General features: G+C 35.3%; 23 protein-coding genes and 5 pseudogenes. 9 read left to right on the top strand and 19 right to left on the bottom strand.

Features of this window, described 5'->3' with window-relative positions:
- Nucleotides 1-216: 216 nt before the first annotated feature.
- From QUF99_RS00690 to QUF99_RS00680, 3 genes are all read right to left on the bottom strand, one after another.
- Complete coding sequence (locus QUF99_RS00690) at nucleotides 217-924, bottom strand: IS6 family transposase (RefSeq protein WP_286125523.1); 708 nt, start codon at nucleotides 922-924, stop codon at nucleotides 217-219.
- A gap of 184 nt (nucleotides 925-1,108) precedes the next feature.
- On the bottom strand, nucleotides 1,109-2,506 hold the full coding sequence (locus tag QUF99_RS00685) for a M60 family metallopeptidase (RefSeq protein WP_289368073.1): 1,398 nt from the start codon (nucleotides 2,504-2,506) through the stop codon (nucleotides 1,109-1,111).
- A gap of 1,345 nt (nucleotides 2,507-3,851) precedes the next feature.
- Entirely contained in the window at nucleotides 3,852-4,394 is a 543-nt protein-coding gene (locus QUF99_RS00680; protein ID WP_286125565.1) for a stress protein, read from the bottom strand.
- 356 nt (nucleotides 4,395-4,750) lie between these two features.
- Here QUF99_RS00680 and QUF99_RS00675 point away from each other — a divergent pair, with 356 nt between their 5' ends.
- The 4 genes and pseudogenes from QUF99_RS00675 to QUF99_RS00660 form a co-directional block, all read left to right on the top strand.
- Nucleotides 4,751-5,437, top strand: coding sequence for an IS6 family transposase (locus QUF99_RS00675; protein ID WP_289368069.1), 687 nt, complete (start codon nucleotides 4,751-4,753; stop codon nucleotides 5,435-5,437).
- Between the two features lie 58 nt (nucleotides 5,438-5,495).
- Nucleotides 5,496-5,639 (top strand): annotated as a pseudogene (locus tag QUF99_RS00670) (VOC family protein); the annotation flags it as partial.
- Between the two features lie 194 nt (nucleotides 5,640-5,833).
- A complete protein-coding gene (locus tag QUF99_RS00665) occupies nucleotides 5,834-6,721 on the top strand; it encodes a Vgb family protein (protein WP_289368072.1) in 888 nt (295 codons plus the stop codon).
- A gap of 25 nt (nucleotides 6,722-6,746) precedes the next feature.
- A pseudogene (locus tag QUF99_RS00660) lies at nucleotides 6,747-6,908 on the top strand (acetyltransferase); the annotation flags it as partial.
- Between the two features lie 58 nt (nucleotides 6,909-6,966).
- Here the strand turns inward: QUF99_RS00660 and QUF99_RS00655 are convergent.
- The 5 genes from QUF99_RS00655 to QUF99_RS00635 all read right to left on the bottom strand — a co-directional run bounded on the left by QUF99_RS00655 (nucleotide 6,967) and on the right by QUF99_RS00635 (nucleotide 10,878).
- The gene (locus QUF99_RS00655) at nucleotides 6,967-7,653 is read right to left on the bottom strand and encodes an IS6 family transposase (RefSeq protein WP_289368069.1); all 687 of its coding nucleotides are present in this window, start codon (nucleotides 7,651-7,653) and stop codon (nucleotides 6,967-6,969) included.
- A 15-nt stretch (nucleotides 7,654-7,668) separates the two neighbouring features.
- Nucleotides 7,669-7,968 (bottom strand): VOC family protein, encoded by a 300-nt coding sequence (locus tag QUF99_RS00650; RefSeq protein ID WP_289368067.1) that lies wholly within the window; start codon nucleotides 7,966-7,968, stop codon nucleotides 7,669-7,671.
- Between the two features lie 358 nt (nucleotides 7,969-8,326).
- Nucleotides 8,327-8,842 carry a DinB family protein gene (locus QUF99_RS00645; RefSeq protein ID WP_289368066.1) on the bottom strand — a complete coding sequence of 172 codons (516 nt, stop codon included), beginning with the start codon at nucleotides 8,840-8,842 and terminating at the stop codon, nucleotides 8,327-8,329.
- A gap of 182 nt (nucleotides 8,843-9,024) precedes the next feature.
- Complete coding sequence (gene xerA / locus QUF99_RS00640; RefSeq protein WP_289368064.1) at nucleotides 9,025-9,867, bottom strand: site-specific tyrosine recombinase/integron integrase; 843 nt, start codon at nucleotides 9,865-9,867, stop codon at nucleotides 9,025-9,027.
- A gap of 303 nt (nucleotides 9,868-10,170) precedes the next feature.
- Complete coding sequence (locus QUF99_RS00635) at nucleotides 10,171-10,878, bottom strand: IS6 family transposase (RefSeq protein ID WP_289368062.1); 708 nt, start codon at nucleotides 10,876-10,878, stop codon at nucleotides 10,171-10,173.
- Between the two features lie 182 nt (nucleotides 10,879-11,060).
- Here QUF99_RS00635 and QUF99_RS00630 point away from each other — a divergent pair, with 182 nt between their 5' ends.
- The 3 genes and pseudogenes from QUF99_RS00630 to QUF99_RS00620 all read left to right on the top strand — a co-directional run.
- Complete coding sequence (locus QUF99_RS00630) at nucleotides 11,061-13,091, top strand: glycoside hydrolase family 13 protein (protein ID WP_289368060.1); 2,031 nt, start codon at nucleotides 11,061-11,063, stop codon at nucleotides 13,089-13,091.
- Between the two features lie 227 nt (nucleotides 13,092-13,318).
- A pseudogene (locus QUF99_RS00625) lies at nucleotides 13,319-13,678 on the top strand (IS6 family transposase); the annotation flags it as partial.
- Between the two features lie 35 nt (nucleotides 13,679-13,713).
- Nucleotides 13,714-13,901: pseudogene (locus QUF99_RS00620) on the top strand (IS6 family transposase); the annotation flags it as partial.
- Nucleotides 13,902-14,026: 125 nt separating this feature from the next.
- Here QUF99_RS00620 and QUF99_RS00615 read toward each other — a convergent pair.
- Genes QUF99_RS00615 through QUF99_RS00605 form a run of 3 tightly spaced genes read right to left on the bottom strand, consistent with a single transcriptional unit; the run spans nucleotide 14,027 to nucleotide 16,996 of the window.
- Nucleotides 14,027-14,677 (bottom strand): response regulator, encoded by a 651-nt coding sequence (locus QUF99_RS00615; protein ID WP_286125570.1) that lies wholly within the window; start codon nucleotides 14,675-14,677, stop codon nucleotides 14,027-14,029.
- Complete coding sequence (locus QUF99_RS00610) at nucleotides 14,646-16,109, bottom strand: HAMP domain-containing sensor histidine kinase (RefSeq protein WP_289368055.1); 1,464 nt, start codon at nucleotides 16,107-16,109, stop codon at nucleotides 14,646-14,648. Before QUF99_RS00610 ends, QUF99_RS00615 begins: the two co-directional genes overlap by 32 nt.
- On the bottom strand, nucleotides 16,106-16,996 hold the full coding sequence (locus tag QUF99_RS00605) for a substrate-binding domain-containing protein (RefSeq protein WP_286125554.1): 891 nt from the start codon (nucleotides 16,994-16,996) through the stop codon (nucleotides 16,106-16,108). The genes QUF99_RS00610 and QUF99_RS00605 overlap by 4 nt, the downstream gene beginning before the upstream one ends.
- 412 nt (nucleotides 16,997-17,408) lie before the next feature.
- On the opposite strand from QUF99_RS00605, the gene pgtP reads away from it, so the two are divergent.
- On the top strand, nucleotides 17,409-18,767 hold the full coding sequence (gene pgtP, locus QUF99_RS00600) for a phosphoglycerate transporter PgtP (protein ID WP_289368054.1): 1,359 nt from the start codon (nucleotides 17,409-17,411) through the stop codon (nucleotides 18,765-18,767).
- A 284-nt stretch (nucleotides 18,768-19,051) separates the two neighbouring features.
- Here the strand turns inward: pgtP and QUF99_RS28385 are convergent, their stop codons facing one another.
- From QUF99_RS28385 to QUF99_RS00565, 8 genes and pseudogenes are all read right to left on the bottom strand, one after another.
- Complete coding sequence (locus QUF99_RS28385; protein ID WP_353958374.1) at nucleotides 19,052-19,147, bottom strand: IS3 family transposase; 96 nt, start codon at nucleotides 19,145-19,147, stop codon at nucleotides 19,052-19,054.
- A gap of 91 nt (nucleotides 19,148-19,238) precedes the next feature.
- The gene (locus QUF99_RS00595; protein WP_289368372.1) at nucleotides 19,239-19,898 is read right to left on the bottom strand and encodes an IS3 family transposase; all 660 of its coding nucleotides are present in this window, start codon (nucleotides 19,896-19,898) and stop codon (nucleotides 19,239-19,241) included.
- 32 nt (nucleotides 19,899-19,930) lie between these two features.
- Nucleotides 19,931-20,254 carry a helix-turn-helix domain-containing protein gene (locus QUF99_RS00590; protein ID WP_286125494.1) on the bottom strand — a complete coding sequence of 108 codons (324 nt, stop codon included), beginning with the start codon at nucleotides 20,252-20,254 and terminating at the stop codon, nucleotides 19,931-19,933.
- Nucleotides 20,255-20,498: 244 nt separating this feature from the next.
- Nucleotides 20,499-20,663 carry a rubredoxin gene (rd, locus tag QUF99_RS00585; RefSeq protein ID WP_000759862.1) on the bottom strand — a complete coding sequence of 55 codons (165 nt, stop codon included), beginning with the start codon at nucleotides 20,661-20,663 and terminating at the stop codon, nucleotides 20,499-20,501.
- A 32-nt stretch (nucleotides 20,664-20,695) separates the two neighbouring features.
- A pseudogene (locus tag QUF99_RS00580) lies at nucleotides 20,696-21,909 on the bottom strand (NAD(P)/FAD-dependent oxidoreductase).
- 21 nt (nucleotides 21,910-21,930) lie between these two features.
- Nucleotides 21,931-23,166, bottom strand: a complete 1,236-nt coding sequence (locus tag QUF99_RS00575; protein WP_289368050.1) for an FprA family A-type flavoprotein — start codon at nucleotides 23,164-23,166, stop codon at nucleotides 21,931-21,933.
- Between the two features lie 158 nt (nucleotides 23,167-23,324).
- Nucleotides 23,325-24,032, bottom strand: a complete 708-nt coding sequence (locus QUF99_RS00570; RefSeq protein WP_289368048.1) for a class I SAM-dependent methyltransferase — start codon at nucleotides 24,030-24,032, stop codon at nucleotides 23,325-23,327.
- Between the two features lie 151 nt (nucleotides 24,033-24,183).
- A complete protein-coding gene (locus QUF99_RS00565) occupies nucleotides 24,184-24,909 on the bottom strand; it encodes a YwiC-like family protein (RefSeq protein ID WP_289368047.1) in 726 nt (241 codons plus the stop codon).
- A gap of 342 nt (nucleotides 24,910-25,251) precedes the next feature.
- Between QUF99_RS00565 and QUF99_RS00560 the strand changes: the two genes are divergently transcribed.
- Nucleotides 25,252-25,938, top strand: coding sequence for an IS6 family transposase (locus QUF99_RS00560; protein WP_289368046.1), 687 nt, complete (start codon nucleotides 25,252-25,254; stop codon nucleotides 25,936-25,938).
- The last annotated feature ends 264 nt before the right edge of the window (nucleotides 25,939-26,202 follow it).

The raw sequence follows: 26,202 nt of genomic DNA, 5'->3' as shown, positions 1-26,202 counted from the left end.
ATAGAAATGATCAAACTTTTTTATAAAAGAATGATTCAATAAAATATATTAAGAGCGTGTTTTGATTAATCTTTTTTCAAAACACGCTCTTTCTTTTTGCTTGTTTATCAAGGCTATTAGTATTAATTTGATCAATCTTTATTCTAAAGCTACACATATGCGAGATGCACTGCTATTATAGACTTTTAGGTTCTATATTTCTAGCGGAATTCTATTTTATGCTGTAAGCCCAAACAATCGATGGATGAATTCTTTCTGGTTTTGGACAGACTGATCCCGTAAATCAATCTGTTCTTTTTTAATCATATGCATAGCTTCCACTCCTGCAAGAATGGATGTAGCTGTGCCAAAAGACTTGAACCCTAACATAGAACGAACACGTTTCTTAATAAAACGATGATCTTGTTCCACTATGTTATTGAGATATCTAACTTGCCTTAGCTCTATGCCTTCAGGCATATGCTTTTCTTCTTTCAACGCTCGAATTGCTACAGGATAAGCGGGGTTCTTATCTACTGTTATCACGCGAGGTTTAGAAACATACGAAAAAGCCAAGGCTTTCTTGAAAAAGCGCTTGGCTGCTTGTTTATCTCTTGATTTACTAAGATAAAAATCAATGGTGTTCCCTTCGGAATCTACAGCACGATATAAATACATCCATTGACCTTTTACTTTGATATAGGTTTCATCAACTCTCCATGAGTCATTTGTTGATTTAAGATGATATCGTACTTTCTCTTCTAATTGAGGCCCATATTGATGAACCCAACGCATAATGGTTGTGTGAGCGATTGATACTCCTCGTTCTTCCATCATTTCCACCAGGTTACGAAAGCTTAAATTGTACCGCAGGTACCATCTTACTGTTAATAAGATGAGTTCAGGCTGATAGTGTTTCCACTTGAATAAGTTTTGCTTTTCCATACTAATCACGTCCTTTTTTAAAGTACTAGTATCAGTATGTCCAAGTTTCGAAGATTCGTTACATGAGCCTTATAGTTTTTGCACCAGAACCGATGGGTATGTATGGTGAGGCCTATTAGCTATGCCAAATTGTATTTGGATTGTCATCGATTGCATTACTAGCTAGATCACACACTTGCTTTCATTATTTTCTTGGGCCATACGCGGCAATTGGTTTAACAGGTTTCGCATCCGTCGCTTCCCATATAGGGGCAGTTAATGTTGGATAGTTCAATGCTTCTACTTTTTTTCTCGTTTCTTGTGATGCTTTCAGTCCCCATTGATCAAAAAATGGAAGTACATTTTGTTTCGCTACTTTCGATGTATTGAAAATAAATGCTTGTATTTCATCTTCATCAGTTTCTGGAAGTTTATCCTTTGGTAACTCTCGATATAGTTTGTGAAGGTTCGGATAAAAATCTTCCCCATATGCTAAATGAAGTTGCCAAAACATAACAAGTTTTACAAACAAGTCATCAATATCTTTATACTCTTTATCTGCTTGTTTTAAGTATGCAAAGGCTCTATCGTAGTCCCCTTCTTTTTCTAAACGCGTTGGTTGATTCGGGAATAATTGTTTTTGTGCAGCTAAGGAATATATATTAACAGTGACTTCAGTCATTCCATTCGAAGCCCACGTCCAAGGGTTTTGTTGCCTTGTGTGTCCTGCTTCATGCATTTGTCCCCATCCAAATTCATTTACATTTAAAGCACTTTTAATTGCGTCATAAGCAGTAGTAAATACGACTCCATCCCGACCTGCATACATGTACATGCCCGGTGGGTTGTTAGGGTTCTCTACAAAAGCCCAAAGACGGCGAGTTGAACGATGTAACGGATTAGAACTTGTTTCAGAAAGTCCCGATATTTTATCTTGCGCTCGAATCATTTCATCGTATTTTTCTAATAGGGGAACAGGATCTTGATCCACAATATATTTCTTGGCACTATCACGAGTAACAGTAAGTACTGCTTTCTTTGACTTTAATTGAACAGCATGCGCATCTGGATACTTGTCCATCATAGCAATCCAGTCCTCTTTCGTATGCTTCCCTAATTCAAAGAATGGAACAGGGCTCCCGCCTTGTGTTACTTTCACCTTAACAGTTCCTTTCCCTTCAGAGTTATCAAACCCTAATAAACCACCGTTTGGAGAGGAGATGGTGTTAGAACCAGGAGAAAGACGAAATGCTTTTCCCCCTTCTTTATCATATTCATTTGTCCCAATAGTTGCTCCAAGCTTTTCTAATCCTGATAGTCCCGATACTTCAATTGTGACTTGCTCATTCGGTTTTACATAAATTCCTGTTGGCACATAGTTTCGTTGCTCACTTCTTCTTTCTCTTGCTGCTTCACCCATATAATGTCCTGTACTTGGAAGTTCAAACTTTCTCTCTTCATATTGTGCCTGGGTTTGTGTAGTTTCAGCATGAATGTTCAAACTATTTACAGTCATAGATGTAAATAATGTCGTTGTCAAAACAGCAGATGCCATAAGTACTTTCATTGGTTTTTGTAATCTATGATTCTTTCTTCTACTCATATAAATCAGTCCTTTCATTTAAATCCATTCTAACGTTCATACGAAACGTCGATTTCCTTACTAGCCCTTTATATCCTTTTATTACGTTAATGCAATAATAATTCTTCTTACTATGGCTACTTCTTAAATTTACTTATCCCCCCTCTCTTATTTCATACAAGTCAAAATTATACCTATATATAATTTTGAAGGGGAGCATCTGACCGCGTATAGAAACGGTCATGACTTTTCCCACCACATCAAAATGAGAAAGCAAGTGCAGATCATGTTGTATTCTGCATAGTAGGTATGTCGAAGAATTGAAATGGATATATATGGCTGTTACTTCCATTAAAACATTATAGACTTTGAGTGTAAACCTCTAATCTAGCATATAGTAATTCTAAGTTAAACACTGTACATACATTATTAAATCTAAAAAAACACAACGAAAAGTATAATAATATAGCTTTATTCCATTAAACAAACTCATTATAATCTGATAAACTCACTGAAAGTAAACTGTTTTTATATAAATACAAATTGAACAAAATGACCTAAAAACCCCTTTCTTTTAGGGGGACGAGAGTATCTGGCCATACATAGAAGCGGTAAGCGCCTTTCCCTGCCACAGGAATGGTTTAAAACAAAAGGAGAAAGCAAGTGCATGTCATGTTTTATTCTGCATAGCAGCGACTTATATGTTGAAAAATTAAAATGGATTTATATAAATTAAACATTTTAAATGATTAATTTAAAAATGCTTGTAAAATAATAACATAGTATTCTACATACCATTACCTAATACGCAAATATGTAAAATTGCATATTTGCATATTTGCATATTAGGTAATGGGTCTCGCCACATCGCCATCAACCTAAGAAATCAATCACCCCCAAAACGAAAAAAACGAGTTGAATTCACATAAATAACTGTAGAAAAGTAAAAATTTCGTTTAGGGGGTACTTCAAGATCTTAGCTTGATGGGCATGTATAGTGACCCCTAATATCAGTTTTTATCCTTTCTAAACTTATAAATTTAAATATACAAACCATGGATGAAATGGTATCATACGAATCACCCCCTTTACTACCATATAATATACTTATTTTCTCGTTGAATTTTAAGTCCGAAAACAATTGGAAGCATTAATATTAGTAGGTAATGGATATTTCGAATGAAAAGATTCATATGTAATAATTTACTTTTAATCAAAAAAGAAAAACACTCCTCAGAGTGCTTTTCTTTTTAATAAATATCATCTATACTGTTTACTAGGAGTTGAGTTTAAAGTATATTCTCCTAGGTTTAATAACGTTTTTTATTTAACAAACCGCAAAATTGGCTGATTTTGTGGTTTGTTTTTATCCACGATAAAATTTAACATGGCTACCATTACGATCGAACCAACCTCTAAATGCCCAGTTAATCCATCCGCCATCACCTTGATTCGTAAATTCCCCATCTTCAAATACCCAAATTCCAAAAGTGATTCCATCATATACCGTTGTGCCGAAGAATTTAACACCGTTAAAATGATCATCATAGTTTTGATTTAAATTAAAAACCATAACATTATAGCGTTGACCTGCAGCATAAAATGCTGATTCCATTACGCCTTTTACAAATCCTGAACGATTAGTTTGAGTATTGATAGAATCTCTAATCATATTAGCAATACCCAATACGTCTACATTTACACTTAAATTTGCACTAGCTTTCGCTTCTTTTGGTAATTGAGATTCAACAAAATTAATAGGTAATTCAGTAGATAGGTTAGTAGGAACATTTGTTGTAGAAGGAGAGATCTCGGCCGCACTTGCATCTGTTGGTGCAAACGCTCCTAATCCTCCTAAACCGATAGCTCCAGCTAAAGCAATGTTCGTCAACTTTTTCATTTTTTTCATTTAAAAAACCTCCTTTATATTTTTATAAGATATTACCCTTACATTCCAAAGTATATATTTCTATACAGAGGAGGTAAACAATTTAATTAGAGATACATTTAATTGCTAAAAGTCGAAAAAGAATAAATATACACAAATAATATATTTTATGTATATTTGAAACTAGATGTAAGGTGAATATACATTTATAGGAATAAAAAATTATTAACTGAATATTTTGTTAAAAAATGAAAAACTTTTGTTGATTTTAATATCTTGGATATCCATTATTACTCAATAGAATCCACTTTAGGTTCTGTTGCAAAGTTTTCGAAACTCAAGTACACTTTGGAAAAAGATGAACGGGAGCGTAACAAATGGGATATTTTAAAGGAAAACAATTCAAACAAGCTATTATTTTAGTAGCCGTCGGCTACTATTGTCGTTTTTCTTTAAGCTATCGCGATGTAACTGAAATACTGAAGGAACGTGGGGTGTCTGTTCACCCAACAACCATCATGCGCTGGGTTCATGAATATGGTAACTTGATCTATCAAATATGGAAGAAGAAAAAGAAGAACGTACACTTATCTTGGAAACTGGATGAAACCTATATAAAAGTCAAAGGAAAATGGTGTTATTTATATCGTGCGATTGATAAAGAAGGCCATACGCTTGATATTCAACTTCGTAAAAAGCGAGATAATCAGGCGGCATATGCCTTTATGAAAAGATTGGTAAAAACTTTTGGGGAACCAACGGTTCTGACAACAGATAAGGCGCCAGCGTTACTTTGTGCATTCAAAAAGTTAAAGGAGAAAGGCTTTTACAAAAGCACCGTTCATTGTACCGTTAAACATATGAATAATCGTATAGAACAAGACCACCGACATGTGAAACGTCGTTTTGCTAGGTCATCGGGATTTCAAACTCTCCGGCATGCTTCTCGTACAATAAAAGGCATTGAAACCATTCATGCCCTATACAAACAAAGGCGAAGTCTTCAAATAGGCTCCGCCTTTTCGGTGTATAACGAATTACAGGAATTATTAATGGTTGCATAACCATTTAACGATGCAACCCTAGATTCTCTATGTTTTGGGTAACTTTGCAACAGAACCAGATGTTGATAAGACTTATAACCGTTTAAGAGAAAATGGGATTGAATTTATTACTAAACCACACGATCGTAAAGAATGGAGATCACGTATTGCACATTTTCGAGACCCAGATAGGAACCTTATTGAAATATATAAAATGCTGTAATTGATTAGGAATTTTTCAACACTAATAGTAACTCCGTTTCAAATTATTCGAACGGAGTTATTTGTATTGCTACCAATAACAGCGAATTATGTTAACTGAAAATGCACCTTATACAAAACTTTTTTTCGCAGGAATTAAATTATTTTATAACGAATTACTAGAATAATTTTATACAAGAAAAAGGAGGAATTAACGTGAGAATAAAAATTGAAGAATTTGAACTTCCTCATATGGATTCCGGTCCTTATGGAATTACAAGGGGAAAAGATGGTGCCCTATGGTTTACACAACATAAAGCGAATCAAATAGGTCGAATGACTGTTGATGGTAAAGTGACTCATATTGATCTTCCTACTATCAATGCAGGTGTGCTATCTATAACTTCTACAGATCAGGGTGATATATGGTTTACTGAAAATAGGACAAATAAAATTGGAAAACTAGCAGTAACAGGTGGAATCACTGAATATACGCTACCGAACAGCGATTCTGGACCTTTTGGAATCACGCAAGGACATAATGGAGACATTTGGTTTACAGAAATGAACGGAAATAGAATAGGGAGAATCTTATCATCAGGTGACATTATTGAGTATAGTTTGCCAGTTCCTGATTCTTATCCCTCTTTTATTGTGGCTGGATCTGATCATGCTCTATGGTTTACTCAGAATCAGAGTAATCAAATAGGTCGGATTACGATAGGCGGGGAAGTGACTACATATAAGTTACCCACAAAACAGGCTGGTCCTGTGGGTATTACAAATGGACCGGATGGTGCACTTTGGTTTGTAGAAATTAACGGAAATAAAATTGGCAGAATTACTACTTCTGGAATAATAAGTGAGTTTACCATTCCTACTCCGAATGCTCGTCCACACGCAATTGTAACCGGCCCTGATCGTGCTTTATGGTTCACTGAATGGGGAAGTAATCAAATAGGTCGGATTACAATAAACGGTGAAATTACGGAATATCCTATTCCTACGAAAAATGCGGAGCCACATGGTATGGTAGTAGGACCTGACAAGGCCTTGTGGTTCGCTGAGGAATGCAATAAGTTAGGCCGGTTAAGCTTTGTATAAAAACCTTGAAAGGTAGTGAATATCTATGGAATCAAATAAGCAGCATGGACCGAATCCTACAGATAAATATCCGATTAAAGGAAATAACATTTTACAATTTATTAAAAATACAATTACTAGACCAAATATTATTGCAGGTGAATATTCTTATTACGATGCAAAAAATGGAGAATCCTTTGAAGATCAAGGGTTCTGTTGCAAAGTTACCCAAAACATAGAGAATCTAGGGTTGCATCGTTAAATGGTTATGCAACCATTAATAATTCCTGTAATTCGTTATACACCGAAAAGGCGGAGCCTATTTGAAGACTTCGCCTTTGTTTGTATAGGGCATGAATGGTTTCAATGCCTTTTATTGTACGAGAAGCATGCCGGAGAGTTTGAAATCCCGATGACCTAGCAAAACGACGTTTCACATGTCGGTGGTCTTGTTCTATACGATTATTCATATGTTTAACGGTACAATGAACGGTGCTTTTGTAAAAGCCTTTCTCCTTTAACTTTTTGAATGCACAAAGTAACGCTGGCGCCTTATCTGTTGTCAGAACCGTTGGTTCCCCAAAAGTTTTTACCAATCTTTTCATAAAGGCATATGCCGCCTGATTATCTCGCTTTTTACGAAGTTGAATATCAAGCGTATGGCCTTCTTTATCAATCGCACGATATAAATAACACCATTTTCCTTTGACTTTTATATAGGTTTCATCCAGTTTCCAAGATAAGTGTACGTTCTTCTTTTTCTTCTTCCATATTTGATAGATCAAGTTACCATATTCATGAACCCAGCGCATGATGGTTGTTGGGTGAACAGACACCCCACGTTCCTTCAGTATTTCAGTTACATCGCGATAGCTTAAAGAAAAACGACAATAGTAGCCGACGGCTACTAAAATAATAGCTTGTTTGAATTGTTTTCCTTTAAAATATCCCATTTGTTACGCTCCCGTTCATCTTTTTCCAAAGTGTACTTGAGTTTCGAAAACTTTGCAACAGAACCCAACATCTTCTACTTCAAATTGAAGTAGAAATTTTGATTGAGATTCCCCTTCTAAAAAAAAATTTTCCCCTCCGACCACTTCTGCCATGGCTTTTCGGGATAAAAGCTCGATTTTCGTTTCTCCATTATTGAAAAGTGCATATTCCATTTCTTCCTCGTACCAACTTATTGATAGTCCTAATAAATCTTTGTAAAAATTGGAGCTTTTTTTAAAATCATTAACCAACAGTCTAATTTGTAATAATTTCAATTCAATCTCCTCCTAATAGGCCGAGTGACAGGGTTCTTGCTCTAATCCGTCAGATAGTTTCCAATTACTAGAAAATAGTTTTTGCTAGTATCATGTAATTCACGCCTCTGCCGCTTGCATAAGTTCGTATATTTCGCGAGTTGTATCTTCATTTACAAAAAAAACTTCCTTTATGTAAACTAAACCTGTAGACCATCTACATTTCTAGTTACCATAAACTAAATAACATCTTCTGATTTTACTTCGATTTACTTACGAATAATCCCTTCTCTTATTCAAGAAAAGGGCCCTAAAATGTAAAATGAGCGCCTATCCTTATTCCAGGACAGCGCCCGTTTGTGAAATTGGCAAAGGCAGTCTAATTATCGAATAGCCCTCTTCCTCTCAGATTTGCGGAAACAGGCTCCTTTCCTATTTCACGTGCCCATATAGATAATTGGCCAATATGGTGGATTTCGTGGACAATGACATGACGTATAATCTCTCCGTGTGTACATTCAATGACTCGGCGCCTGATTGGTGCATCTCTAGAGCTAATTGGTTCTTCATTGAAATCAGTTTCTGAAAGTTTCCGAGAATCCATTTCATTTGTCCAAGATGTCACAAATGGCTTCACTTTCTCATGGTATTGAGCTGAAAGATTTTTCACTTTTTGTAAGCTAGCATAATCCTCAAATAATGGCTCCTCAGGCACTGGTTCACCTCGCAAACCTAAGATCCACATATATTCCACATCTACAATGTGAAATAGGGTATGTAGGCTACTGCCGAACCCACCGACCCGTTTCTTTAAAAGTTCTTCATCCGGTATGTCTTCGCACAATGTAAACCAATCATCACGAACTTGCCAGTTATATTGAAACAGTTTCAACATCACAACAACCTCCATCTTTTATAGATTTAATATTTAATTTTCACCAAAAGACTTCAAAATCTTTTTTAAAATAATAACTCTAAAAAAACCTGTTAAAATCCTCCACAAACTGGCCCAATTCAAAAAGATACGTCTTTATATAGCACGCCTCGATTTTGATTAAAGATTAAGATCAGTAGCTTTCAAAAATATTTACTATAAAAATCGTGTCTCAACTTTCCGCTCAGCTGAGCATATATTCTCGTGGTTTCACTCTTCTCATGACCAAGTAAGCTTTGTATTACTTCAAGTGGCGCACCGTTGTTAATCATATGTGTAGCATAGCTGTGACGTAATTGATGAGGATGAATACTCTTTTTAATCCCAGCACGATTCGATATACGTTTGATAATAAATCTTAGGTTATCAATACTCATACGTCTTTTTGGACTTCTTTCCGTAATAAACAAACAGGGCTCCTCATCATCTCTTTCATCTAGATACCTTTTTAACCAAATGGTGCAACGAGTATTAAAGTATACTCCCCTTTCTTTATCACCTTTTCCATGTACAATGACAGAATTCGTTGAGAAGTTAATATCGTCACGATTCAGTTTTACGACTTCCCCAATACGGCAGCCAGTAGAATACAAAAATTCAAATAATGCATTCTCTATTGAGTTATGACATGCTTCCCTAAGGTGTTCAATCTCTAGTTCCGAAAGGGATTTTGGGATTCTTTTGCCTAACTTCGGTTCTTTTAATTTAGCAGCAGGGTTTTTAAGAATAAAGCCTTCATCATGTGTCCATCTAAAAAGTGATTTGATGCAACGAACTCGGTGTCCTAAACTAGATGGCTTTAAGTGTTCTCCTGCCTCAATTAAGTAACCCTTTAGTTTTTCTGTAGTAAATTCACTCATGTTAATGTCACCAAAATAACGTAATAAGAGATTATATTGAAAACAATATGTTTTTAAAGTCAGAGGTGAATATCCCTCAATTTTTTTATCTAATTGATACTGTTCCCATGCCTCAGATAATAACATTATTCTCCACTCTCCCATTCTATGAATCAATTAATCTAGATTTTATTATGTTCAAGGGAAGTCTCTTTTATACGCTAGTTATTCAACAATCGTAGAAAATGAAAAATTACTTAACCATGAGAACACTTGAAATACAAGAAAAAGACGCTTTCTCTATAAAAGAATAGCGCCCGATAGTTGAAGAAGGTTCTAGAAATTTAATATGAAATTACTTTTTGAATCTGATCATTAATATTTCCGGTTCTGGTGCAAATACTTAGGAAAGATATAAAGAGGCGAAAAGTTTCCTAGTGGAATCTAGTCTTAAGCAGCAATTCCAAATAGTTGATGGATGAACTTCACTTGATTTTGGACAGACTTGTCCAGTAAAACAAGTTGCCCTTTTTTTACCATATGCATAGCTTCTATTCCAGAAATAATGGATGTAGCTGTGCGAAAGGATTTCAATCCTAACATCGAACGAACTCGCTTTTTAATAAACCGATGATCTTGTTCCACTATGTTATTGAGATATTTCACTTGCCTTAGTTGGATGCCTAATGGCATCTTTTTTTCTTTTCTCAATTCTTCAACTGCTATAGGATAAGCTGGATTCTTATCTACTGTCACGACACGAGGCTCAGAAATATGAAAAGACTGCAAAGCTTTCTTGAAGAATCGCTTTGCAGCCTTGTGGTTTCTTGCTTTGCTTAGGTAAAAATCGATGGTATTTCCTTTCGAATCGACAGCACGATACAGGTACATCCATTGACTTTTTACTTTGATATATGTTTCATCGACTCTCCAAGAGTCATTGGTTTGCTTGAGATGACGACGGATTCTTTTGTCTAATTCAGGACCATACTGATGAACCCAACGCATAATCGTTGTATGAGCAACGGATAAGCCCCGTTCCTCCATCATTTCCACCAAATCACGAAAGCTGAGATTATACCGTAGGTACCATCTCACTGTAAGAAGGATCATCTCAGGCTGGTAATGCTTCCATTTGAATACATTTTCCTTTTCCATACCAATCACGCACCCTTTCCAGAGTAATAGTATCAGTATGTCCAAGGTCTATAGATTCATTACAATGGTCCTGAAGTTTTTGCACCAGAACCTTTTTTATTTTGGAAAAAGTAATCCATTTACTTTTAATAGATTACTTATATAATAGATTTGAAAGCACTTACATTTTTAGGGGGGTTATGATGAGAAGATTAAAGAAAAGCAGAAAAAAGCGCACACTTGCGCAAACGATTGCACTATCTACTCTTGTTTTAGGTACATCCTTACTGTATACACCACCTTCATCTTCGGCCTATGCCGCAACTAATGATAGTAATGTGGAGTGGAATGGTTTATTTCACGACCAAGGTCCTGTTTATGACAGCGCGCCAGAACTGACATCAGTTCAAAGTGTGACACTGAAATTCCGTACTTTTAAAGGGGATATTACCGGTGTTAATATAAAGTACTATGATACTGCTGATGAATCATTTCATGTAGTTCCTATGTCAGGGGTGTCTAGCGATTCTACAGGGACGTTTGATTATTGGCAAGGAACAATTCCTGCTAGTTCTTCGCAGAAATATTACCGTTTCCAAATTACTGATGGATCTGCTTCTGTTTGGTACAATGCTAACGGTCCTTCTACATCTGAACCATCGTCAGGAGATTTTTATATTATCCCGAATTTTAAAACACCGGATTGGATGAAGAATGGTGTCATGTATCAGATTTTCCCTGATCGTTTTTATAATGGTGACCCATCGAATGATGTGCAAACGAATGCATATACTTACGACGGTACACCAACTGAGAAAAAAGCTTGGGGAAGCAGTGTCTATGCCAATCCTGGCCATACGAACAACCTTGTGTTTTTCGGCGGTGATTTAGCAGGGATAGACCAGAAACTTAGCTATATTAAACAAACGTTAGGAGCTAACATTGTCTATTTAAACCCGATTTTTAAAGCTCCTTCTAACCATAAGTATGATACACAGGACTATATGACTGTGGATCCTGCATTTGGAACAAACACAACTTTGCAAACGTTGTCATCAAACATTCATAGCACAGCAAACGGGGAGAAAGGATATTTAGTATTAGATGGTGTATTTAACCATACTGGAGACACTCATACATGGTTCGATAAGTACAATGATTCTCCCTCTTTAGGAGCTTTTGAATCTCAATCTAGCCAATGGTCTAATTATTATACATTTCAATCTTGGCCAAACACATACGCTAGCTTTTTAGGATACAATAGCTTGCCTAAGTTAGATTATGGAGCTAGTGGTTCACCAGTAAGAAATCAAATATATAATAATAGCGACTCTGTAGCAAAAACGTATTTAAAAGCCCCATATAATATTGATGGCTGGCGATTAGATGCATGTCAATACACAGATGCTGGCGGAGGAAATGGAAGTAATTTTGTAAACCACCAAATTTGGTCTGAATTCCGAAGTGCAGTTAAGGCTGTTAACCCGAATGCAGCAATATTTGGCGAATACTGGGGAGATGCAAATCCTTGGACAGGTCAAGGGAACCAATGGGACAGTGCTACGAATTTTGATGGATTTACACAACCAGTTTCTCAGTGGATAACAGGAAGAGACTACAGCAACAATGCAACTTCTATATCTACTTCTCAATTTGACAGCTGGCTAAGAGGCACGCGTGCTAATTATCCATCAAATGTTCAGCAAGCTATGAGTAATCATCTATCCAATCATGATATTTCACGTTTTGGCGAACGTGCTGGCGGCGATATTTGGAAGACATATTTAGCGCTTATTTTCCAAATGACTTATGTTGGTACGCCAACGATTTATTACGGAGATGAATATGGAATGATAGGCGGTGCAGACCCAGATAATCGCCGGACGTTTGATTGGTCCCAAGCTTCTACTTCTAATAGCGCTGTAGCTTTAACACAAAAGCTCACTAGTATCCGTAACCAATATCCGGCACTTAGAACAGGCTCATTTATGACGCTGCAAACAGATGATACAAATAAAATATATTCTTATGGCCGCTTTGACAAAACAAACAGAATTGCAGTTGTACTTAACAATGATTCTGTAAGCCATAGCGTAACTGTTCCTGTATGGCAGTTAAGCATGCAAAATGGAAGTGTTGTCACAGACAAACTGACTAGTAAAACTTATACAGTACAAAACGGAACTGTTACTCTTACAGTTGATGGACATTACGGTGCGATTTTAGCACAGTAAGCAATAGTGCTTATTGTACATAATGCCTAGGATGTTCCCAAAGGGATCGACCACGGAAGCAGTGATGAACCCCTCGCCTCGCTCTGTGGGTGCACCATACATGCCAATCAACTTAAGAAATCCGGTTCTGGTGCAAAAAATCCAAAACACTTGCAAGTAATCTCCTAAACTCGGACATACTGATACTATTACTCTAAAAAAGGTGTGTGATCGGTATGGAAAAGTAAAATCTATTCAAATGGAAACATTATCAACCAGATATGATTTTATTAACTGTGAGATGGTACCTACGATACAACCTTAGTTTTCGTGATTTAGTCGAAATGATGGAAGGGCGTGGACTATTCCTTGCTCATACAACAATCATGCGATGGGTTCATCAATATGGCCCCGAATTAGATGAGCGAGTACGACGTCATCTTAAACCAACTAATGATTCTTGGCGAGTTGATGAGACGTATGTAAAAGTCAAAGGTCAATGGATGTACCTATATCGTGCTGTTGACTCAAAAGGAAATACAATTGATTTTTATTTAAGCAAAAAAAGAAATCATAAGGGTTCTGGTGCAAAGTTTTCGAAACTCAAGTACACTTTGGAAAAAGATGAACGGGAGCGTAACAAATGGGATATTTTAAAGAAAAACGACAATAGTAGCCGTCGGCTACTATTGTCGTTTTTCTTTAAGCTATCGCGATGTAACTGAAATACTGAAGGACCGTGGGGTGTCTGTTTACCCAACAACCATCATGCGCTGGGTTCATGAATATGGTAACTTGATCTATCAAATATGGAAGAAGAAAAAGAAGAAAATTTCTTCTGAAACTGAACTTTCCTAACCTTAGCTTGATAGCGATGTGACGCTATCCTATTATAAAAAAGCTATATGATAAGGATGTCGGAAGAGATAAGATCTTTTATAACATACATTACCCCGTTATATCATGTTTATTAAATTATACTTTATGGCATATTGAACAAGTTCACTTTTTTTAGAAAGATTAAGTTTGTTCAACATTCTCGTCTTATGAGTATCAACCGTTTTTATACTGATAGTTAATTCTTGAGCAATTTCAGACAATGAAAATCCTTTAACAAGAAACTGCAATACCTCCCGTTCACGTGGGCTTAGAATTACATAAGGATTTCGAGACTCTGTTTCGTTTTGCAATCTTTTTAGCATCGTTGAAATTTCCTTTGGGCGAAGGTATAGGTATCCATCCATAACGGAATCAATAGCAGTGTATAATTCTTCATCTACGGCTGCTTTAGGGACGTAACCTGAAGCTCCCGCGTTCATGATTAATGTTATATAGTCTTCGTCTTCGTGCATGGTGAGCACTATGACTTTCGCTTGTTCATAACGTAATTTAATCTTTGTGAGAACTTGGATTCCATCTAAGCGCGGCAAAGATATATCCAATATCAGAATATCGGGCCTTAAAATATCGTAAAGCCGGAGTGCTTCAAGTCCATCAGAGGCTTCACCTACAACTTTTAAGGACGGTCTTTTTTGCAATAGTAGTTTTAAACCTGATCTCATCAAGGCGTGGTCATCAACTAGCATTATGTTGATTGTCTTTTTCATCATGACACCCTTCTCTCTGTTTTAATGGGATAGACACCATAACTTCGGTCCCACCGATATTGTGAGTTTTGATAAAAAATGAACCACCCAGTAATTCGGCTCTTTCCTTCATTCCATATATTCCGATCCGATTTTGCTGGCGAGCTTTTTCAAAATCGGTCTCACGTATACCATGACCGTTATCATGGATGCTCAACTCGATAGAACAATCCTTGATTTCCATGTTAATCACAATCTTAGTTGCTACTGTATGTTTCACTACATTGGTAAGACTTTCTTGAACAAGTCGGTATAGCGCTACAGCAATATGACTATCTATGGCAGCAATGTCATCATCGGGAACGTGTAGAATTACAGTAAGAGCGAATTTTTCTTCAAACTTTCTTGCATGTTTCCTTAATGCCGGAATTAAACCTATATCATCAAGGATGGGTGGTCTTAATTCTACCGCTAAATCTCTAATTTCTCGCAAAATACTTGCCGCAGTTTCTCGGCTTACATTAAGTAGCTCCTGTTGCTCGATATCTTTAGCTTCATTAGCCAAAATCCGCATTGTAACCATTAGAAAAGTAAGGGCTTGGCTTGTTTCATCATGAAGTTCACGAGAAATTCTTTTTCTCTCCTCCTCATGAGCGGATAGTAGTTTCAAAATCAACGTATCTCGAAGGGCATCCTTTTCTTGAAGTTCCTTCAATAATTTTTCTACTGCAGTGCTGGAACTAATTAGGTTGTCAGCCATTTCATTAAAAGCCCGTGCTAATTTTCCAACTTCATCGTCACCCTCTGCTTTAGCCCTTAAGGATAAATTACCGGCTGATATGCCTGTTGCTGTATCAACTAAACTATTGATTGGTCGAGTAATGATACGAGTCACATAATAAGCTATACCTGCAGCCACCATACAGACCAAAAATGTAGCAACAACCAATTCTATTATTTTAGTAAAAATATAGCTTTTCGCCTGTTTTTCTGCCATTCCAACTCTAACAAATCCTACATCTCCCTCTTCGATTGGAACCAGTATGTCATGGATATTTCCTTCATCTGAAGTTAGTATAGCGTAATTTCCAGTATTGATATCATCAGGCTTATGTGCGTTTAATATTCCTTTCGGTAAGTGTTTGGAGAATGTATTTCCGACAAGAACATTATTATTGTTAATGACCAGTATATAACGAACGTCTTTGTTAGCTTCCTGTGCCCGGGTAATGAGAAGATGAATCGAATAGTAGTCATCAGTCAGAATGTAATCCGAAGACAATGCCGCAATATTTTCAGCAATATTTACACCACGTTTTTTAAGGTCCTCTGTCATGATTTTTGTGAGTGATTCCCAAATGATACATCCCAATACTAGAGCGAGAAAGAGTAGCGAAACGAATATAGCTCCAAATATCTTTTGGTTTATTTGTAATTTATTCATCCATTTCATAGGTGACCCTCATATAATTGGGGTTCAAATGGAACAAAACGATCAATGAACAGTCCCTGAAACGCTGGTTTTATTATTTCTTGTTCGTGCATAGAAATGAAACTTTCCTTGATAATTCGCTTCTCTTCATTAGGTAAATTACTGCTGATGACAACAGGACCGGTACCAATCGGTTCCGTTTTTTCAATAATTTTCAAATCCTTAATCAGTTCTGGATTTTTAAGTTTGGTACGCTCAAAGACTAAGCTATCAACAGCTGCAGCGTCAACAACACCATTTATCACAGCGCTTAGGGAGCTTTCATGATTATATGTAAAAACATAACGACCAAAGAAATGCTCGGGCGTTTCACTTAATTCAGCTAATTTTTTCCTCACAAAAATATATCCGGAATAACTGGTTGGATCGCTAAAAGCAACATTTTTCCCTCTTAAATCATGTATACTGGATAGTTCATTTTTGCGGTTTACGACGACATAACCATAATAATATGGAACTCCCATTCGCTCTTGCATGGCAATTGCTTCAAGTCCTTCAACATGTCTGTAGGTAATATATGCTCCTGTTGAAAGTATGGCTATATCAGCACCTCCATTCATCATCAACATACTAATTTCATTATAACTCTTGCGCTGAATTAGAATTACAGGTCTATGAAGCTTCTCTCCAATATAGTTAGCTATTTTCCTATAGTACATAATTGTATCAGTCGGTGATAACACACTTGAAATTGCGATCCGTACAGGAGAGGGCTTGTCATCTTGTGAACCAACAGGCATGGTGTCAGATTCGGAGAAAATAATTTGAGGGCTTGAACGCTCATGCTGACATCCTATTGAAAGTAAAGTAATAAGCAATATAAAAAAAAGCCTCAACCAGTTTATCATACTTTCCTCCATTCTTGCAGGCGAGGGATTTATGTATTATGTGAAAATACCCTAATTGAATCCGATTTACCGAATCCTACTCGATTCAGGGTTTTCAAAATTCATATTTATATATTACTTCAGAACGATCCACGAAATCTATGGAAGATTGTATACAAAACTACTATTCATGTCGAAGTTGTGACAGCAAATAGCCATAAATGTTTTTATGTAGGATATTATCTTACATAAAATCAGATATTTGCTGATAGTTTAACGAGTTGACATATAAGATAATTTAACAAAGGAGGGATGATATAACACAAGTATTTTTGAAAACGTTTCCGACAAGTTGGCCTCTATTGAAATACTAAATTTTATGCCAATCTAAGTTTTTTCCGTAAATCAAAGTAAAGAAATCGAGGTAGATAGTATGTTCTCATTTTTGAAACCTAAAATCGCTACTACAAAAATAGCATCAGACCAGGTTCAAAAAACCTATAGGCTTTTCCGGCTACAATCTTTATTAGGCGTGTTCTTCGGTTATATAGCTTACTATATAGTACGTAACAATTTTGCCTTATCTACTCCTTATCTGAAGGAACAACTCAATCTTAGTGCTACAGAAGTAGGATTATTAAGCAGTTCCATGCTTATCGCTTATGGAATTAGTAAGGGTTTAATGAGTAGTATAGCAGACAAAGCTAATCCTAAAAGGTATATGGTGCTTGGTTTGCTTCTGTGCGCTATGGTCAATATTATGATGGGCTTCAGCACGGCATTCTGGATGTTTGCAGTTCTCGTTGTTCTCAATGGATTTTTTCAGGGAATGGGAGTTGGACCTAGCTTTATTACTATTGCAAACTGGTTCCCGCGTAAGGAAAGAGGAACTGTCGGTGCCATATGGAATATTTCGCACAATATAGGTGGAGGCATCGTAGCGCCTATCGTTGGTGTCAGTTTTGCTATGTTAGGCTCCAATCACTGGCAAGCAGCAAACTACCAGGTTCCGGCTGCAGTAGCTATTGTTATTGCAATGGTGATACTAACCCTTATTAAAGGCTCACCGGTAAGCGAGGGCCTGCCTCCGTTAAGCGAAATCATCAAGGATGAACCCGATTCGAAAATGCAACAAAGGGCTGATTCCAAACCGCCAGTAGACATGAATGCTTGGCAGATTTTTAGGAATTATGTTTTATTTAACAAAAATGCATGGTTCGTTTCCTTGGTGGATGTTTTTGTTTACATGGTTCGTTTCGGCATTATAAGCTGGTTGCCCATTTATTTGTTGAATGTAAAACATTTCACTAAAGAAGAGATGAGTGTTGCCTTTTTATTCTTTGAATGGGCAGCCATTCCTTCTACTCTTCTAGCCGGTTATCTATCAGACAAGTTATTCAAAGGGCACCGCATGCCGCCAGCAATCATTGCTATGACATTGATATTCATCTGTATCATTGGTTACTGGCAAAGTACATCTTTACATTGGGTCACTATTTTCGCTGCTATTATTGGATGCTTGATTTACATTCCGCAGTTTCTGGCTTCAGTACAAACTATGGAGGTGGTTCCACCTTTCGCCGTTGGTTCTGCAGTTGGTTTGCGAGGTTTTATGAGTTACATTCTAGGTGCATCTTTAGGTACTACCCTCTTTGGTGTAATGGTTGACAAGGTAGGATGGAATGGTGGTTTCTATGTATTACTAGCGGCAACTGTATGTTGCATCATATGCTGCATATTGACCCATCGAGGAGCAAAAGAATTCAACAAAAAACAGGTACTTCAATCCTGAAACAACTATATTCTGAGGATATTTCCATTATACAATACTCAAAGTCAGTGTGCTGCTCAACGTAACCAATTTGGTGTCGATGCAGATATAAAGGAGGACGATTTTTTCTCGAACGGGGATCGAGGGTTCTGGTGCAAATATATGAAGAAGAACACGGATAATAGTAGATTTCTAGCGGAATCGTATTTTATGCTATAAGTCCAAACACTTGGTGGATGAACTCTTTTTGATTTTGGACAGACTGATTGGTCTTACCCCCGTCAAGTAGACAACTGTAAAAAAGACTATGCAGCCATCGAAATTCGATATTCAATTGGAGCTCGATGGTTGAGTCTTTTTTGAAATCGTTTGTAATTATAGTGATAGATGTAGGTTTCAATTGTTTGAATGAGTTATTTCTCGTTTTAATAAGAATTAAGATTAAACATTTCAGATTTAAAATGAGAGAAGAATGATTCAATGCAAGCATTATCATGGCAGTTTCCTTTGCGAGAGTGGCTGCCGATGGCACCTAGTTGTTGAAGCGCATGATAATAAGCACGAGATGTATATTGGAATCCTTGATCCTTGATCTGAGTGGATGATGGTTCCATACACATCTCTTTTTTGTGCTGCTAAACCTAATGTTTTTAGAACAAGTTGTAAATCATTGCGATGCGAGAGTTTCCAAGCTACGATTTCATTGTTATAAATGTCTTGAACGACTGATAAATAGAGAAATTTATCTTTGAATGACAAATAAGTGATATCTGTAACAAGTACCTCATTTGGCTTTCGATTTCGGAATTGTTGTTCTACTACATTTGGAAAAACCTTTGAGGATTTACCTTTGAAAAAGCGTCGCTTTTTACGGATGATTGATTGAATTTGGAGTTCTCGCATAAGTCTGTATACCTTTTTGTGGCTCACTAAAAATCCAGCATCTCGCAAGGCAACTTTCATGCGAGGATAACCGTATTCCTTGTGTTTTATATGAATGGCCTGAATCTGTTCACGCAGTGTATAATCTTTTGAAAGGCGTAATTGTCTTTGTATACATGTTGAGCGCCACTTATAGTAACTAGAGCGATTTAACTGCGCAATGATGACAAGCCATGTTACTTTATATTGAGAACGTAGTTCTTCAATAATCTCATACTTAGCTGTTTGGGCAAGAACACCTCCTATAGATTTGGATACCGCTTTTTTAAATACGCTACCTGAGCCTTGTAATATTCTAATTCCTCTTCAACACTATTGAATTTCGTACGAAGACGACCTTTCAAGGGGTTTTTTAAACCACTATTACCACCGTTGTTTCTTCGTAAATCTGAAATGTCGCCTGTTTCTTGATATTTCCGAACCCAATTCATTAACTGTGTTCTACTTTTTAGCTTATATTTTTTAGCTATAGCTGATTGGCTACCCTCACCATTTAAATAACTTTTTACAACTTGTATCTTTAATTCATTTGAATACGTTTGAAATGTATCTACTTTTTTAACCATAATAAAATCCCCTCCAAGTAAAAGTGTAACACCCATGTCTATTCATGGTCTTTTTACACTGTCTACCTTAAGGGGATAATATCAATCAGTCTGTCCAAAATCAAAAAGAGTTCATCCACCAAGTGTTTGGACTTATAGCATAAAATACGATTCCGCTAGGAATCTACTATTATTCGTGTTCTTCTTCAAATATTTGCACCAGAACCCGAGAAATTATACCATCTTCTCGTTACTTTTTCTTTTTCTATTCTTCTACTGGTGCAAAGTGTTCAGTATCTTCTCCACATACTGGACATACCCAATCTTCTGGTAAATCTTCAAAACTTGTTCCTGGTTCTATATCTTCATCCGGATCTCCAATTTCTGGATCATAAATATAACCACATGGTAAACAAATATATTTTTTCATTATAATGCCCTCTTTCTATTATCATATTAAGATTATAGTTTCTCTTTTACTTTGTTCATTATTTCACTTATATTCGTATTTTTCATATCAATCTCTTCTAATGATACTTGTTTTTCAATAGCAGACTTGTAAGGAATGGATGCAACTACTCCTTCCAATGAGATAACACCCACTATTTTATTATCCTTGATAAATAATCTTGTATACTTCTCTTTACCATCTTCTTCAACGATAGTTGTATCACATTGTTTTTCATCAACGAATCCAATTGAAAATAAAGATACATTGAATGCATTAAAGATAGTAGTTGGGATTGCTTTCTTGTAAGTTGCAGGAATAGAAGCCATGTTACTTCCTGCGATTTTCCCTTGATCCATTGCTCGTCCCCATAGCCCGTCAGTTTCACCATTTACCTATGCTACATCACCAGCAGCATATACAGATGCCACATTCGTTTCCATTTTGTCATTAACAACAATACCTCTATTTACATGAATAGGCGTATTATTTACTAAAGAAATGTTAGGAGTGATTCCAATTGAATAAACAACACTATCACATTCTATTAGTTGATCACCGTTCACTTTAATTCCGGTTACTTCTTCTTCTCCAAGAATAGAATCAATAGTAGTATTTAAATATACTTTTACTCCTGCACTTTCAATTTTTTGTTTTAATAGAAGAGAAGTTTTTTCATCTAATTGTCTTCCCATTAGTGTAGCGGCAACTTCTACAATGGATACTTTTTTACCAGCTTTCATGATAGACCAAGCTGTTTCTAATCCTTGTACACCTCCGCCAATGTTTACAACATTCTTTCTATCTTCTAAACATGTTTTAAAGTTATCCGCTTCATGCATGTCTCTAATAGTAAAAACATTTTTTTATTTACTCCATCTACTGGTAGTCTTTTATTATTTGCACCTGTACAAATTAATAGTTTGTAATAAGAAATTTTTTCATTATTTGATGTAACAATATGTTGCTGCTCTGTATCAATGTTTACTACCTTTTTATTTGTGAAAACTGATATATTATTGTTTTGGTACCACTTTTCTTTTTTAATTAAAACTTTTTCACTGTGTAAATCTGAATATAGCTCTTTTGATAGTTTAATTCTGTTATAGGGTAAAGATGATTCTTCACCAAAAATGAATATATTTGAATCCTTGTCATGGTCTCTAACTGTTTTTGCAGCATTTACAGCAGCTACTCCGCTTCCGATAATAACAAAATTCTTTTCCATGTTTTCACCTGCATTTTTCTATTAAATAGAACTTAATAATAAATCTGTGACAAATGTTGTTGCATGTTTAATTCTTTGTGTTTTTTCTTCATCCTTCGGAGAGAATCTTATACGAATAGGGAATTCAACATGAGTCATACCTGTAGATTTAATAACATTTGATGTACTTTGTACATTCATGTTTGTCTCATTTAAATAATCTTGTATTACCTCAATTGCTTCACCACTCCAACCATATGACCCGAACGCAGCTGCAATTTTCCCTTCTAGGTTCATTTCTTTCATTTCTTTTAAAATTTCTTCTAAGTTTCCAATCATATCTGCGTATTTAGTTGAAGACCCAAAGAAAACTGCATCTGCTTCTTGAATGCTTTCTAGAATTTCAGCTTTATCTGATTTATCAGCATTAAATACTCTTACTTTAATATTCTCTGCCTCAAATGTTTCTTTAATGATATTCGCCATTTTTTTAGTATTATTTTTAATTGTTGTATATACAATTGTTACTTTTTTACCTTGAGTTGTATCTTTGCTCATTTCTGCATATAAATCGATATATTTTTGTACATCTTTCCGTAAAATGTATCCATGAGATGGAGCAATCATTTTTACGTCTAAATCTTGTAGTGCCTCCATTAACGTTCTAACATATCTTCTATGTGGATGAATGATTGCATTATAATAGCCAATAAAATCATCTATAATATCCTCATTCACTTCATCATTAAACATTTCATTATTTGCTACGTGAGTACTAAAAATATCACATGGAAATAAAATTTTATCCTCTACGCAGTAGGTAATCATCGTTTCTTCTGTATGGAGATATGGAGTTTCTTTAAATTTCAATGTTTTTCCACCAATATCTAATGTATCACCATCTTTTACAATTAAAAAATTCCGATTATGCAGCTTATACATTTCTTGTATTTCAGGTACTGCAATTTCTGTGCATACAATTGTAGCATTTGTAGCTCTTGATGCTAATGCTGCCAAGCCGCCTGAATGATCAGGTTCTGTATGATTCACTACGATATACTGAATTTCTTGTGGATCAATTAATTTGCTTAAAGAGTCTACAAATTCTCTTCCAAACTCTATATCAACTGTATCAATCACTGTTGGTTTTTCAGTTTTTAGAAGATATGCATTATAAGTTGTTCCTTTTGCTAAAATTAAACGATGAAACGGAACCTCTCTATTATCAATCTTTCCAACCCAATATATATCTTCTGTTAGCTTAATTTCTCTGTTCATATTTTTTTATTCCTCCTAATTGTCATCTGTTAACAATAAATTTATTATAAATATTCTCCTAAGATAAAAAGAGGATTTGAATCACATTCTGAAAGAACAAATAAAAAATACCTTAGTAAAAGAAAAAATTCTTCACTAAGGTATTTTTTATTTGATAGTTATTTTGTAGCTACAATAACTAATGCTGGACCATCAGATGAATATGCTTTTTTCTCGAAATTTGCATATGCTTCTACTGACTGAAAACCACACTCTGTTAATATTGGCAGTAATTGTTGTTTTGTAATAGGATATAATGGAATACTATTTGAGATTTCTTTATCATCGACATTCAATGTTGCAGTAAATAATACTTTTTCTCCTTCTATTGCATAATCTCGCTTAAATGAGAAATGTTTCTTCTTAATAACTGGAAAAATGAACTTTTTTTGATTTAATACTTTTTCATAATTTACAATTTGAATAATCAATTTTCCATTTTTTTTTAGTTTTTTAAAAGATTTTTGAAGAAAATCAGTAATTTCTTTCATATTATCTAAATGAACGATGGTATTTCCAATACAATAAATACAATCAAATATCCTAGGTACATTGTCTATTTGTTGCATTCCAAATGTATTTACATGAAATTTCCCTTCGTGGATTGCAGCTTTCTCACAAATTTTAGCAGCCATCATCTTCTCTGGCTCCATCGCCGTAACAGTAAATCCCTTTTCAACTAATGCTTTGGCTACATTTCCTGTTCCTGCACCTACATCAAGTACAGAATTTCCCTCTTGTAAATAAGAGGTAATAAAATTTAGTTGTTTTCCATTTACCGGAAAAATTTCATCATAATAAGGCGTTAATATTTGATAAAATGCCATTATTTATACAGCCCTTTCAGTATTTAGTATTTGAATAATTATGAATATATGAAAGAAAATTTAATTCAACTTTGATTTAAATCAAAACACCTTAAGACGCTTCTGTATTTTAATAATTGTAAGAAACTATTAGCTTTCACCAATCGAGATTTTACGAGATGAAAAATTCAAATACTAATATTGTTGCAATAAAAAAGTAAATAGAATTTATAATCTCTAAAATACCCACTTTTAAAATCGAAATATTTCTACCATAAAAAACTATAGACCGTATCAAACTTGGGATAAAAATAATGGTAACCCATGGCGATACAATTAAAGTAGCAATCACAAGTAAAGAATGATACCACCATGAAACAAAGCGATACGTTGGATTCTTTTTTTCACGAATCATCGTTTTTACATAAAACGTACTTCCCATAAAATATAAAAATGATATAGTCGCTATCATCAATATATTCTCATCAACTGTTTTCATTGTGAAATAATAACTAATGATTCCCCCTATACAAAACAAAATAATAGCACATATATCATTTAGTAAAGCTCGTTCGTTTTTTTTGCGAGAAAAATAAATATTTATGAAAAAAAATGGAAGCATAATAATAGAAAAGAACACTATACGCCATTCATATATAAGAGCAATGATCGCACACACACAAGCCACGCTAAAATAAAGAAAGAAACAATGTAAGTAATACTTCTTTCTTGGTTGTTTTACATACATTAACAAAGGATATGTAGCCAAGTATACAAATAACCATGCTAACAAAAGGGGTATATGATACCATGTCCATTTACCGATTAAAATACCCAAAACAAAAGGAATAAGCAACATTCCCCAAGCTCCATGCTGCTTTGGAATAATCAATTTCATTCTTTCAACACCTCACACTCAAAATTCTTTATCAACAATTTGATATACCAATGCTAACAAAAAGAATGCATATCATTAACTCTATAAAGTGAAACTTCTATCAGTGGAGGTTCTTCCCCCACCAATCGGAGTATTACTGCTCCCGAATAGCGGAATAAAATAAATTTTGCATACTCACTCTTCTCTTAAATGATAAACTATGCTGAAAAAGGATACTATGAGTGAAATCACTGCATTCTGTTTTTTATACCTTTTATTTTATAAAGTGAAACTTTTAGGTTCTATTGCAAAGTTTTCTAAACTGGGCTAAACTCTGGAAAAAGCAAACGAGGAGCATAACAGATGGGATATTTTAAAGGAAAACAGTTCGAGAAAGGTATTATCTTGGTAGCCGTTGGCTACTATTGTCGTTTTTCTTTAAGTTATCGCGATGTGTCTGAAATTCTGAAGGAACGTGGTATTTCGATTCATCCAACAACGATCATGCGCTGGGTTCATGAATATGGAAATCTTATCTATCAAATTTGGAAGAAGAAAAACAAAAACACATTGTTATCTTGGCGTTTGGATGAAACCTATATCAAAATTAAAGGAAAGTGGTGTTATTTATATCGAGCAATTGATAAAGAGGGACAAACACTTGATATTCAACTTCGTCAAAAACGAGACAAACAAGCAGCATATGCTTTTATGAAAAGACTCGCTCGAACTTTTGGAGAACCAACGGTTCTGACGACAGATAAGGCTCCTTCTTTAGCTTCCGCATTCAAAAAATTAAAGGAGATAGGTCTTTACAAAAATACCTTTCATCGTACAATAAAGTACCTCAATAATATCATCGAGCAAGATCATCGACATGTGAAACGTCGATTTTCCCGTTCCTTAGGCTTTCAAAGTCTTCGCCATGCCTCACGTACTATTAAAGGTATAGAAACTGTTCATGCCATATACAAACAAAAGCGAAGTCTTCAACCAAACTTCGTTTTTTCGACGTATAACGCATTACATGAATTATTAATAGTTTCATAAAACTGGTCCGCAATATTCCCCATCTCTTTATGTCTTCGGAAACTTTGCAACAGAACCCTTTGGTTTTATGTTAGCGAAAAGTGCTTTCATGTACAGAAAACACCTTTTCAGTCTACAACTATTTTTTAACAGTTTAATACTTTTTTCTATGGTCTAAAACATTTTTTTTTGAGACACCAGGGGTAATAATCCCTGGTTTTTTAATTAACAAATAGGAATCTTGGTGCTTTGTTTAAGAATAAAAAATTGTAGCTGTTTTTATAA

The sequence above is a fragment of the Bacillus sp. DX4.1 genome (assembly GCF_030348195.1).
In the GTDB taxonomy this organism is placed as follows: Bacteria; Bacillota; Bacilli; order Bacillales; family Bacillaceae_G; genus Bacillus_A.
Note: the sequence above shows the minus strand (reverse complement) of the source record. Positions and strands in the feature narration are given on the sequence as shown.

Bases quoted from the DNA above. Each gene is read 5' to 3' on its own strand.
- QUF99_RS00690 (WP_286125523.1), bottom strand. From the start codon at position 924: ATGGAAAAGCAAAACTTATTCAAGTGGAAACACTATCAGCCTGAACTC.
- QUF99_RS00685 (WP_289368073.1), bottom strand. From the start codon at position 2,506: ATGAGTAGAAGAAAGAATCATAGATTACAAAAACCAATGAAAGTACTT.
- QUF99_RS00680 (WP_286125565.1), bottom strand. From the start codon at position 4,394: ATGAAAAAAATGAAAAAGTTGACGAACATTGCTTTAGCTGGAGCTATC.
- QUF99_RS00675 (WP_289368069.1), top strand. From the start codon at position 4,751: ATGGGATATTTTAAAGGAAAACAATTCAAACAAGCTATTATTTTAGTA.
- QUF99_RS00655 (WP_289368069.1), bottom strand. From the start codon at position 7,653: ATGGGATATTTTAAAGGAAAACAATTCAAACAAGCTATTATTTTAGTA.
- QUF99_RS00645 (WP_289368066.1), bottom strand. From the start codon at position 8,842: ATGTTGAAACTGTTTCAATATAACTGGCAAGTTCGTGATGATTGGTTT.
- xerA (WP_289368064.1), bottom strand. From the start codon at position 9,867: ATGTTATTATCTGAGGCATGGGAACAGTATCAATTAGATAAAAAAATT.
- QUF99_RS00635 (WP_289368062.1), bottom strand. From the start codon at position 10,878: ATGGAAAAGGAAAATGTATTCAAATGGAAGCATTACCAGCCTGAGATG.
- QUF99_RS00630 (WP_289368060.1), top strand. From the start codon at position 11,061: ATGAGAAGATTAAAGAAAAGCAGAAAAAAGCGCACACTTGCGCAAACG.
- QUF99_RS00615 (WP_286125570.1), bottom strand. From the start codon at position 14,677: ATGAAAAAGACAATCAACATAATGCTAGTTGATGACCACGCCTTGATG.
- QUF99_RS00610 (WP_289368055.1), bottom strand. From the start codon at position 16,109: ATGAAATGGATGAATAAATTACAAATAAACCAAAAGATATTTGGAGCT.
- QUF99_RS00605 (WP_286125554.1), bottom strand. From the start codon at position 16,996: ATGATAAACTGGTTGAGGCTTTTTTTTATATTGCTTATTACTTTACTT.
- pgtP (WP_289368054.1), top strand. From the start codon at position 17,409: ATGTTCTCATTTTTGAAACCTAAAATCGCTACTACAAAAATAGCATCA.
- QUF99_RS00590 (WP_286125494.1), bottom strand. From the start codon at position 20,254: ATGGTTAAAAAAGTAGATACATTTCAAACGTATTCAAATGAATTAAAG.
- rd (WP_000759862.1), bottom strand. From the start codon at position 20,663: ATGAAAAAATATATTTGTTTACCATGTGGTTATATTTATGATCCAGAA.
- QUF99_RS00575 (WP_289368050.1), bottom strand. From the start codon at position 23,166: ATGAACAGAGAAATTAAGCTAACAGAAGATATATATTGGGTTGGAAAG.
- QUF99_RS00570 (WP_289368048.1), bottom strand. From the start codon at position 24,032: ATGGCATTTTATCAAATATTAACGCCTTATTATGATGAAATTTTTCCG.
- QUF99_RS00565 (WP_289368047.1), bottom strand. From the start codon at position 24,909: ATGAAATTGATTATTCCAAAGCAGCATGGAGCTTGGGGAATGTTGCTT.
- QUF99_RS00560 (WP_289368046.1), top strand. From the start codon at position 25,252: ATGGGATATTTTAAAGGAAAACAGTTCGAGAAAGGTATTATCTTGGTA.